The organism is Halonatronum saccharophilum DSM 13868 (genome assembly GCF_000517025.1).
GTDB lineage: Bacteria > Bacillota > Halanaerobiia > Halobacteroidales > Halobacteroidaceae > Halonatronum > Halonatronum saccharophilum.
In genome coordinates this window covers 218,071-228,596 of sequence record NZ_KI912092.1, presented here as the reverse complement: position 1 = coordinate 228,596, position 10,526 = coordinate 218,071, and the positions used below count along the sequence as shown (strand labels likewise).

The 10,526-nt window shown below is 36.7% G+C and carries 11 protein-coding genes; all 11 read left to right on the top strand.

Annotated features, from left to right (window positions below):
- The coding region (locus HALSAC_RS17230) for a flagellar basal body rod C-terminal domain-containing protein (RefSeq protein ID WP_027339048.1) at positions 1-333 on the top strand (333 nt) is incomplete at its 5' end.
- Between the two features lie 162 nt (positions 334-495).
- A complete protein-coding gene (gene flgL, locus HALSAC_RS0103145) occupies positions 496-1,404 on the top strand; it encodes a flagellar hook-associated protein FlgL (RefSeq protein ID WP_027339047.1) in 909 nt (302 codons plus the stop codon).
- Positions 1,405-1,501: 97 nt separating this feature from the next.
- Positions 1,502-2,083: a DUF6470 family protein gene (locus HALSAC_RS16280; RefSeq protein ID WP_027339046.1), complete on the top strand. Its 582-nt coding sequence runs from the start codon at positions 1,502-1,504 to the stop codon at positions 2,081-2,083.
- A 225-nt stretch (positions 2,084-2,308) separates the two neighbouring features.
- Positions 2,309-2,764 carry a flagellar assembly protein FliW gene (gene fliW / locus HALSAC_RS0103135; RefSeq protein ID WP_027339045.1) on the top strand — a complete coding sequence of 152 codons (456 nt, stop codon included), beginning with the start codon at positions 2,309-2,311 and terminating at the stop codon, positions 2,762-2,764.
- Positions 2,758-2,982: a carbon storage regulator CsrA gene (gene csrA / locus HALSAC_RS0103130; protein ID WP_027339044.1), complete on the top strand. Its 225-nt coding sequence runs from the start codon at positions 2,758-2,760 to the stop codon at positions 2,980-2,982. Before fliW ends, csrA begins: the two co-directional genes overlap by 7 nt.
- Before the next feature lie 545 nt (positions 2,983-3,527).
- Complete coding sequence (locus HALSAC_RS0103125; RefSeq protein WP_027339043.1) at positions 3,528-4,661, top strand: flagellin N-terminal helical domain-containing protein; 1,134 nt, start codon at positions 3,528-3,530, stop codon at positions 4,659-4,661.
- A 192-nt stretch (positions 4,662-4,853) separates the two neighbouring features.
- Complete coding sequence (gene fliD, locus HALSAC_RS0103120) at positions 4,854-6,593, top strand: flagellar filament capping protein FliD (RefSeq protein ID WP_027339042.1); 1,740 nt, start codon at positions 4,854-4,856, stop codon at positions 6,591-6,593.
- A 279-nt stretch (positions 6,594-6,872) separates the two neighbouring features.
- Positions 6,873-8,885, top strand: coding sequence for a flagellar filament capping protein FliD (gene fliD, locus HALSAC_RS0103115; RefSeq protein ID WP_027339041.1), 2,013 nt, complete (start codon positions 6,873-6,875; stop codon positions 8,883-8,885).
- A gap of 65 nt (positions 8,886-8,950) precedes the next feature.
- Entirely contained in the window at positions 8,951-9,373 is a 423-nt protein-coding gene (gene fliS, locus HALSAC_RS0103110; protein WP_027339040.1) for a flagellar export chaperone FliS, read from the top strand.
- Complete coding sequence (gene flgN, locus HALSAC_RS0103105; protein ID WP_027339039.1) at positions 9,363-9,845, top strand: flagellar export chaperone FlgN; 483 nt, start codon at positions 9,363-9,365, stop codon at positions 9,843-9,845. Before fliS ends, flgN begins: the two co-directional genes overlap by 11 nt.
- Before the next feature lie 35 nt (positions 9,846-9,880).
- The gene (locus HALSAC_RS0103100) at positions 9,881-10,261 is read left to right on the top strand and encodes a flagellar protein FlaG (protein ID WP_027339038.1); all 381 of its coding nucleotides are present in this window, start codon (positions 9,881-9,883) and stop codon (positions 10,259-10,261) included.
- The last annotated feature ends 265 nt before the right edge of the window (positions 10,262-10,526 follow it).

Genomic DNA, 10,526 nt, shown 5'->3' with positions numbered 1-10,526 from the left:
TCTACTGCTGATGCTGGTCAAGGAGATGGTAGTAATGCTCTTAAGATTGCTAATTTAAAGGATAAAGGTGATACAATAGGGGGAACTACTTTCAATGATTTTTGGCAAAGGCAATCTAGTAATTTAGGAATAGAGATTGAACGAGCTGATAGGATGGAAGGAAACCAGAAAGTATTGGTAAATGACCTTAAGAGTAAGCGTGAAGAGGTATCAGGAGTTTCTTTGGATGAGGAGATGACAGAGATGGTTAAGTTCCAACATGCCTACAATGCTGCTGGAAGGGTTATAAGCAGGTTAGATGAGATGTTTAATACGTTGGTGAATAGTATATAGGGATAATTTTTAAATGTAGGGGGTGACCTGTGTGTCACCCTAGGTTATAAATTTAAACATTCGTACTAATGAAATAATGATTTAAAAGAATTAAACTCTTAAACTAAGAAGGCAGACACATAGGTCTGCCCCTACAAAAGGATGCATAAGGAGGTTATATAAATGTCGCGTGTTACAAATAATATGATGATTAATAATTTCAATAATAATTATAATAAAAACCAGGCTAATCTTAATAAATATATGAATCAATTATCTACTGGTAAGCAGTTTACTAAAGTTTCCGAGGATTCGTTAAAAGCTACTAAGGCTTTGCAGTTAAAGACAACAATTGAATTTAATGAACGTTATACTGAAAATATCAAAGATGGGAACGGGTGGTTAGCAGCTACTGATCAGGCTTTGGATGATTCAATTAACACTTTGAGAAAGTTAAGGGACTTAGGTGTACAAGGTGCTACGGGGTCTATAACCTCAGAGGATGCAAAACAGATTCAATCTGAGGTTGATCAATTACAAGATCATTTGGTGAATATAGGGAACACTGATTATGGTGGGCGTTATATCTTTAATGGTACTAGGACTTTAGATAAGCCTTATGTAAATGGAGGAAGTAACAACCCTGATGATTATTATGCTGAAGGTGATATTTCTGATGGGACTATTAATAGGGAGGTATCGCCTGGTATTACTGTTGATATCAATGTTGCAGGGTCTGAGGTTGGTAATGGAGGATTTGAGCAAATATTTGCTGATGTACAAAAGCTTAGTAATGCTTTAGGAGATAATGATAAGGATGCAATTGCTCAAGCTATTGATGATCTGGATGCTCATATAGAAGACACCTTAAGAGTTAGATCTGGAGTTGGTGCTAGACAGAATCGTTTAGAGTTAATGGAAGATAGATTAGAAGCTCAAAAGATTAGTAATACCGATCTCTTAAATGAGACTGAAGGGGTAGATTATGCTGAAACGATTATGAAATTACAAGGTGAAGAGAATATTCATCGGGCTTCTTTAGCCGTTGGCGCGAAATTAATTCAGCCTACCTTAATAGATTTTTTGAGGTAGCTATCAGTCTTCAGTCGTCAGCTGTTAATTTATAGGTGCAGACACAATTATAAAGAGGGTAGACACATAGGTCTGGCCCTACGGGAGGGAGATTACTATGACCGTTGGACAGATAAATATAAATCAAAGGTGGGGCCAACTGGGTATAAATAAGGCCCCTGGGCATTTTAAGATGGATGCTTCTTTAGGAGATCTATCGATAAATTATAATGCTTCTAAGTCCTTAACCGTTATAGATATAGTTGATATTAATAGTTCTCCTGCCCAATTGAATATTGATTATACGAAGCCTTTGGAAGAGCTTGGTTTTAGAAAGTTTACTACTTTAGTAAAGGATATTGAGAATCAAGCTAGAAATAATGTTAATGAGAGTATTAGAAGGATTGCTAGAGAAGGGGATCGGTTGGCAAGAATTGAGAATGGTGGAAATCCAACAGCGGATATAGCTAGGGAGAATAGTTATGATGATTATCAATTTGGGGTTAAGGCTATTCCCTCTACTCCTCCAGATATAGGTGTACGGGTTGGAGATGTAAAAGTAGACGGAAACTTTAATCCTTGTAGGATGGATATCGATATTGATTTTTCATATCCTAGGGTAGATGGATCTGCTGATACTTATAATATTTACTTAAAAAAGGAGCCAAGTCTTGATATAAGTGTTGATTATAAAGGGTGATTTAGTTATCAGTCGTCAGGAGTCAGCTGTCAGTTATTAATAAATAAGAATTAAATTGAGAATTAAATGTAGGGGTCGACCTGTGTGTCGACCCTCGTTAAAAAGTAAAAATAAGATTTGAGGTTATGTCTGGTATAACAAAAGAGGTATAAATGAATTATGATATATAAAGGGGGCAGACACATAGGTCTGCCCCCTACAATAGGATGACAACGGAGTGATATAATGAAGATAAAGACCAATATGTTCGGTGATATTGAGATTGAAGAGGATAAGGTTATCATTTTTGAAAAGCCTATCTTAGGCTTTGAGGAGTATAATAAGTTTACGATTATAGATTCTTTGGATGATCAGGTCTTTTATTGGCTCCAGTCGATAGAAGAGCCTGATTTGGCCTTTATAATGGTAAATCCAAATAGCTTTGTCGATGATTATAAAGTGAATTTAACAGAGAGTATACAAAAGAAGTTAAGCATAGATAAGGTAGAGGATGGGATCCTTTATACCTTAGTTGTAGTGGAAGATGAGGGAGCAAGGATAAGAACTAACTTAAAAGCTCCAATTATTATCAATACCAAGAATAGAAGAGCAGCTCAGATTGTCTTGGAGAGTGATTATCCAACTCGCCATTATCTCCTAGATGAATCTAAGGAGAAGGCAGTAGGTGTTCAAGGATGTTGATTCTAACTCGTAAAGAGAATCAGTCGATTATTATCGATGACGATATAGAGATCAAGGTGGTAGAGTTAAGTGATGGTCGGGTGAAGCTAGGGATTGATGCTCCACGTTCTATCCCTGTCCATCGCCAAGAGGTATATCAAGAGATACAGGCAGAGAATAAAGAGGCAGCAAAAGGTCGATTAGAGTCTCTGGAAGTCTTGAAGAGATTGTTTAAGTAGGGGCAGACCTAGGTGGATGCGGTTTGTGCGGTTTTCACGAAGAGTTTTTGGTTTTTAAAACTCGTAGGTCTGCCCGATGTCGTTAGGATTAAATAGATTCGTTAATAAATGAAGGGTGAACACACAGGTTCACCCCTACGAATAAAATTGAAAAGAGAAGAAAATAGAGGGTTTGGGATAGAATAATCTAGATAAATCATCTTGAACGGTTTTAATCCAGATTAAAGCCTATAAATACAGGTTAAAATATTAAGGCAATCAACGATAATAATACTAAGAAACGAAAAATATGAAAGCTAGTAACCTTTACTGCTTTGGAATTCATCCAAGGTAGCAATGATTACTAACTTTTATCAGCCACAGCAGGCGGCCGACTGTTTGGGCTGGTAGTTAAGTAATTAAATAAAAAGCTACAAGTCTTGGTTTAAGCTTTCTGCTTTAAAGGTTTTATCTTTTAGCTGAGGGCTGATAGCTGACGACTGACAGCTTTTTAAAAAAGCAAGGATGCTTTTTTAAAACAAAAACTCAAGGAGGATGATTTAATAATGAGAATACAAAATAATATCAGTGCTATGAATGCACTAAGAAACCTAGGAAACACAAGTAATGCTCAAGATAGTTCAATGGAGAAGTTGTCTTCAGGATTTAGAATCAACAGAGCTGCTGATGATGCAGCAGGATTGGCTATATCTGAGAAGATGAGAGCACAAATTGGTGGATTAGGACAAGCAAGTAGAAATGCCCAAGATGCTATCTCCCTTATCCAGACTGCCGAGGGTGCTTTAGATGAGACTCACTCTATGTTAAATCGAATGAGAGACCTAGCTGTTCAATCTGCTAATGGTACTAACCAAAGTGAAGATAGAGCACAGATTCAACTTGAAGTGCAAGAATTATTAGATCAGATTGATGATATTGCTGAACAAACCACTTTTAATGACATGAAATTAGTTGATGGTAGCTTTGGGCAATATGTAGCAGAAGATGAAGATCTAAATGCTGCTGGTATTATTGGTGATATTGGTGATAATGAAGCAACAATTAGTGGGCCAACAGATAGTCTTAACATTTCAACTGCTGATTTAGGAGGTGCAGGAAACGTTGAAAAGAGTTATGATTCTGATGGGAATTTAACGGGAGTAACTGTTGATCAGGCGGGAACTTTAGGAGATTTACAGGATGCTTTATCATCTGAAGGATACAGTATGGAACTTTCAGATGATATGGCTAGGGGTACTGCTCTAGAATCTGGTGCAGATCACGATTTAAACCTTACTGGCGGTCAAGATCCACTAAGTTTCCACATTGGTGCAGGCGCTGATCATGATATGAGTACTAACATTGCAAATATGGACACTAATGGATTGGGTATTAATGATTTGACTGTTGCTACTGCTACTGATGCTACTGATGCTATTGCAGATTTAGATAGTGCAATTGAGTCTGTATCTGATCAACGTGCTGGACTTGGTGCGGTACAGAACAGGTTAGAGCATACTATTAGAAATTTAGATACCACTAGGGAGAACTTACAAGCTGCTGAGTCTAGAATCAGAGATACTGATATGGCTGCTGAGATGGCAGAGATGACTAAGAACCAAGTTCTTTCTCAAGCTGGTACTGCTATGTTAGCTCAAGCTAATATGCAATCTCAAAACGTACTACAGATTCTTGGATAATTAGCTAATAGCTTCTAGTTAGAGATTAAAAGATTAAAAGCTAGCAATTATTATGAATATAGAATAATAAAGGGCCGACCGGCATTTGTCGGTTGGTCTTTTTTATATTATTTTGTAGGGGCAGACCTATGTGTCTGCCCGATATCGGTATAATTAAATAGATTGGTTTAATCACGAAAGGGGCGATGAGTAATGTTTACGTCTTCAATGGGCGGTATGGGCGGGAGCTCACAGATTGATACTATGGTTTACCGTATCCTGGAGGCCGAGCAAGAACCCCTGTTTAAGATGCATGATCGAACAGTGGAGCTTGATGAGAAGGTTGAAGCCTACCAAGATATCAATACCAAGATGGATACCTTCAAAAAAGAAGCCAATAAGATTACAGCAGCAACCTTTAGACCAACAGCAAGTAGTTCAAATGAAAATATAGTAACAGCACAGGCCAGCGGTGATATAGTAGCTACTAGTTATGATATCGAAGTTGAGCAGTTGGCTCAAACTCAAAGATTGGTCTCAACCAGGGCCAACAGAACTGATGCCTGGAAGGATGGAGGAAGTTTCTATCTTAGAACAGAGAATGATTTAGGTTTTAAAGTCGATCTAGAGGTAAAAGAGGGCGAAGAGTTATCCTTAAGAGATATTGCTAGGGCTATTAATAATGCCAATGACAATGACGGTTTAGTCCAAGCAGTTGTTATCGACGATAACCTGATGATTGAGGTAATGGACTCTAATACCAATCTTGTTGTTGAAGATGGTGATGGGGTATTAAAGAGCCTTGGTATCTTAAAGGACGGGGATACTGAATTTGACCTTGATACTACTGGAGGAGACCAAAATTACCTCTTAGACTTAACAGATGAGAGTGAAGATCGCTTATTAAGAAAATCTCAAGAAGCAAAGTTTAAGATAAATGGTTTAGAGGTCAGAACAGATACTAATCAGGTTGAAGGGGTTGTTGAAGGCATAACCTTTAACCTCAATGGGGTTACACCTGAAGGCGAAGAGCCAACAAAAATCGACTTAGGCGTAGATGCAGAGAAGATCAAAGAAGCTATTGAATCATTTGTCGAAAGCTATAATGAAGTAGTGGAGTCCTTTAAATTTTATGGTGATTCAAGGAGAACTAAAGAGGTTGAAGATGAAGAGGATGGATCTAAAGAGACGGTTAGAGGAGGTGCCCTCCAAGGTGAATCTGGGTTAAGGAGTTTAGAATCTAGCTTCTCTAATAGTGTGATCTTTCCCATAAATGGTATAGGGGGAGAAGATAGTGCTATGACCCTTTCCCAATTTGGAATCGAAGTCCAAAGGGATGGTACTCTAGAGATAAAAGAGAGTAGGGCATGGGGCCAAACTTTAGATGAAGCTATTGAGAATAATCTAGATGAGCTTAGAGAGTTATTTACTAGAGAAGAGACTATGACCATTAGAGCCAATGATTTAGAATTTGGTGATAATTTTAATGAGTTCTCTTTAACAATCGATGGTGAGCAGAAGACCCTTACTTCTGAGGAAGGCTTCCAAGATTTAGATGAACTAATCGAAGCAATCGGTGATAATGATGATTTTAGACGTTTGATTGCTCGTAAGAATGAAGATGGGGATATGAGGTTGATCTCCTTTAGGAATATTAGCCATGAGGATGAAGATTTAATTAAAAGAGAGAGTGCAGGTATTATTGGTCGCATCGAGCAGACTATTAATAGCGCTACTGATCGACATAGAGGTTATATTGGACAAAGTGGAGGAAGGCAAGGAAGGATTCCAGCCTTAGAGCGGGATATAGATCGGATTAATGATGATATTGAGAGGGGATTAGATAGACTAGAGCTTAGAGAACAGCAATTACGCCAAGAGTTTGCTAGGATGGAGCAGATAGTAGCAGGTATGCAAAGTCAGATGCAGAGTATCTTCTCTTTTGGATTTTAAGAGAAGTTAACTTTAAACTTAAAAACCATTGTCAAATTGATAATGGTTTTTTACATAGTAGCAAATAATGAGTTGTGAGCAGTAGTGTTTGATATAAGCTGTTGCTTATTATTGATTATTTGTTATTTAGTTAGTAGCCTCTAGCTAATGGTTACTAGCCTTTAGTACAGAAATCAAGACTAATAGTAACAAAGTGGTACTATTGTGCCACAGTTACTTGCTATTAGCTGAAAAATTAGTAGCCAGAAGCCAGTAGCTAAAAACAAGGAGGAGATAAAAATGCCAATGTCTTCAATGGGAGTTGGAAATGATCAAACGGAGATGATGATCTATCAAATTTTAGAGGCTGAGCAAGAGCCTATAATGAATATGCATGAACAGACTATCGAAGCAAATCAGAAGATTGAAGCATACCAAAATATTAATAGTGCATTAGATACTTTTAAAAGAAATGCAGAAGCTTTGAGTTCAGACACCTTTTCTTATGTAGGAGAGAGTTCAGATGAGGGGGTAGCAACGGCTCAAGTTTCTAGTGATGCCAATGTAGGTAGCTATGATATCGATGTTGGACAGTTGGCCCAGAGCCAACGGATAGTATCGACTGCTGAGGCTAGAGGAGATTTAGATATAAGTGGTTTAGGTGGAGATTCATTTCACCTTGGAACTGAAGATAATGTCGGTTTCGAAGTTACTTTGGATGATGATATTGAGGAACTATCTGATATAGCAGATGCAATTAATGATGCTCAAGGAAATGATGATATCGTGCAAGCGGTAGTTATCGAAGATAACCTAGTCTTAGAGGTTGTTGATCCGGCTAACGATTTAGTAGTCGGTGACTTAAACGATGGTGATGTGTTAGAAAGTCTAGGAATTTTAAAAGAAAATGAAGATTATGAACAGACTCTTTATACTTCGACAATAGACTTAAGTGAAGTTGACTTAACAGAAAAGGGAGAGTTAAGTATCGAATTTGACGAAGAAGAATATAGTATTTCATTAGGGGAAGAGGGTGGAGTTACTTCAGTTAATGAACTTTTAACAGCACTTGAAGAGGAAATCGCTAGTGATGATATAGGAGTTGAGCTTACTGAAGATGATCAGATAGTTATTAGATCTGCTGAAGAAATAGATAAAATTAAAATAGATGATAATATCATTAATGATATTAATAACGAAAGTACTCTTTATACCCTAGACTCAGAATATTTAAAAGAGAACGAAGAGTATGATGCTGATTCTGGTGAAGGTGTTCTATTACAAGGGTCTCAAAGAGCAGAGGCGACGATTAATGGGATAAGTGTCACCTCAGATACTAATCAATTAGATGAAGCGGTTGAGGGAATTAGCTTTGACCTACATCAAGTGGGAGAAACTACCATAGATTTTGATGTGGATAAAGAAGGAGTTCGTGAGTCCATTGAAGAATTTGTAGAAGGGTATAATGCAGTAATTGATATGATAGATTTATATACTAACCCTATGAGTAGTGTTGAAAGTAAAGATGTTGAAGGAGAAGAGGGTGGAGATGAAGTTATAGAAGGTGGACTCCTCCAAGGAGAATCCCAATTGCGTAACTTACAGGCAAGCCTTTATAATAGTATAGTTATGCCAGTAGAAGGGTCTGATGGAGAAGAAAAGACTCTATCTCAATTTGGTATCCAGGTACAAAGGGATGGTCGCTTAGAGATTCAAGATGATAGAGGATGGGGCCAAAGTCTCGACCAAGCTATTGAAAATGATTTAGATGGGCTAAAGGATCTTTTCACCAAGGAGTCCAAGGATTATATAGAGGTGGATGATCCAGATGATATATCAGACCTACTAGATGGTAACCAGTTTAGTTTATCTATTAATGGGGAAGAGAAGACGCTTGAGTTAGAAGAAGAGGATAAATCATTAGAGGGATTAATTGAAGCTATTAATAATGATGATGAGTTTAGTAGAGTTATCGCTAGAGAGGATGATAATGCTAATTTAGAGTTGGTATCCTTTAGAAACTTAGAACATAATAGTTTGACAAGTGAAGCGCCAGGTATAATAGATCGTCTTGGAGATGTAGTAGATACTGCGGTTGATCCTCATAATGGGTACATTGGGTCAAGAGGAGGAAGAAGTGGTAGGATTGCAAATTTAGAGAATGAGATAGATAGGACAAATGAAAGAATCGAAAGAGACTTAGATAGGCTAGAGGAGCGAGAAAATGAGTTAAGGGCCCAATTTGCTAGAATGGAACAGCTAACAGCAGAGATGCAAGCTCAACAACAACAACTAGTTGGTATGATGTTTTAGTTGAAATTAAATTAATTGTAATTTTATAATTGATAGCTGACAGCTAACTAAAAGGAGGTATTTAAATGCTAGCCAATAATCCATATCAAAAATATAAGAGTACTAAATATGAAACAGCAAGTCCAGAAAAGCTTCTTCTTATGCTTTATGAAGGGGGAATAAGGTTTGCTAAAAGAGGGAAAATAGCAATGGAGAAGAAGGATATTCAAGAGGTTAATAAAAGCCTACAGAAGGTCCAACAGGTTATCAATGAATTGATGGTTACTTTAAATATGGATAAAGGGGGAGAGATATCCCAAAATTTATATAGCTTGTATGAGTATATAAATAGAAGGTTAATTGAAGCTAATATAAAAAAAGACCCACTTATTTTAGATGAAGTTATAAATTTATTAACTGAACTAAAAGAAGGCTGGGAAGAAGCTAGCAAAAAAGTCAATAATAATAAAAGAGTCTTAAAAGGTGGAGGAATGAATATTGAAGGTTAAAGAGGTTGTTGCCACTTTAGAATCCATCTACCAAAAAGAACTTAGTCTTTATGATGATTTTCTATCATTGACTAAAGAGCAGAGCAAAGTTATAAAAAAAGGGGATTTAAATAAGCTAGAAAGATTATTAGCAAAACGGCAAAAGATAATCGAGAATATAGAAGTCATTGAAGAAAAGGTAAAACCTCTTAAGGATGCGTTGAAAGAGAATTTTAACCTAAAGAGTGGTAAGTGGTTAATTGCCTTAAAAGAAAGTGAAATTTCTAGTCAAAGGTTAAAAGATAATTTAACTAAGATAATTGCACTTATAAATGATATTCAAGAGGTGGATAAAGAAAACCAAAGTCTATTAAGGGCCAAACAAGAGACCTTAAGTAATGATTTAAAGAAGGTTAAGAAAGGTTCGAAGGTAAACAGATCTTATAACACCAATATAAGGATTCATTCAACTTATATAGATAATAAAAGGTAGTAAAGGGAATTAAATTTAATGAGGGGGTATTATGGATGGATATATCAGGTGTAAGGGGAACAAGTAATATAGAGAGTATGTCTAGTAGGAGCGAGGGTAGGCAAGCTAATGATGCAGTAAAGGAAGTAAGGGTCAACCAAAGTTTAGATAATCAATTAAATAGGTCATTAGAAAAACATAAAGAAGAGATAGAAAAAGATAGTTTAGAAGAAGGGGTAGAGGCATTAAATGAAACCGTTCAATCCTTCCATAAGAACCTCTCCTTTCAGTTACATGAAGATAGTGAACGGATGATGGTGAAGCTAATGGATATTAAAAGCGATGAAGTTCTCAAAGAATTCCCTCCTGAAGAGATTCTAGATATGTTAGGAAGGATCAGACAGGCTGTAGGTTTAATTATTGATGAGAAGATATGATTTTAGCTAATAGCTAGGAACTAGTTCCTAAGATTAAGGATTAGAGTACACAGATGTGTGCTCTTTTTATTTATCTTGTTAGTTAGCTAGTAGCCACTAGTAGCAAAAACCATTGGCCAGTAGCTAGAAGCCAGAAGCTAGCAACTAGAACCTACTAGTCTTTTCGGAACATTGTATAATTAAATGCACGGATAGTGCAAAAAATAAATGACACATATGAATACCTCATATATAATGTTAAATAACCACAAATAACATAAAGTGA

What these genes read in the sequence shown, in the direction of transcription:
- csrA (WP_027339044.1), top strand. Translation starts at nt 2,758, where the DNA reads ATGTTGATTCTAACTCGTAAAGAGAATCAGTCGATTATTATCGATGAC.
- fliS (WP_027339040.1), top strand. Translation starts at nt 8,951, where the DNA reads ATGCTAGCCAATAATCCATATCAAAAATATAAGAGTACTAAATATGAA.
- HALSAC_RS16280 (WP_027339046.1), top strand. Translation starts at nt 1,502, where the DNA reads ATGACCGTTGGACAGATAAATATAAATCAAAGGTGGGGCCAACTGGGT.
- HALSAC_RS0103125 (WP_027339043.1), top strand. Translation starts at nt 3,528, where the DNA reads ATGAGAATACAAAATAATATCAGTGCTATGAATGCACTAAGAAACCTA.
- fliD (WP_027339041.1), top strand. Translation starts at nt 6,873, where the DNA reads ATGCCAATGTCTTCAATGGGAGTTGGAAATGATCAAACGGAGATGATG.
- flgL (WP_027339047.1), top strand. Translation starts at nt 496, where the DNA reads ATGTCGCGTGTTACAAATAATATGATGATTAATAATTTCAATAATAAT.
- fliD (WP_027339042.1), top strand. Translation starts at nt 4,854, where the DNA reads ATGTTTACGTCTTCAATGGGCGGTATGGGCGGGAGCTCACAGATTGAT.
- fliW (WP_027339045.1), top strand. Translation starts at nt 2,309, where the DNA reads ATGAAGATAAAGACCAATATGTTCGGTGATATTGAGATTGAAGAGGAT.
- HALSAC_RS0103100 (WP_027339038.1), top strand. Translation starts at nt 9,881, where the DNA reads ATGGATATATCAGGTGTAAGGGGAACAAGTAATATAGAGAGTATGTCT.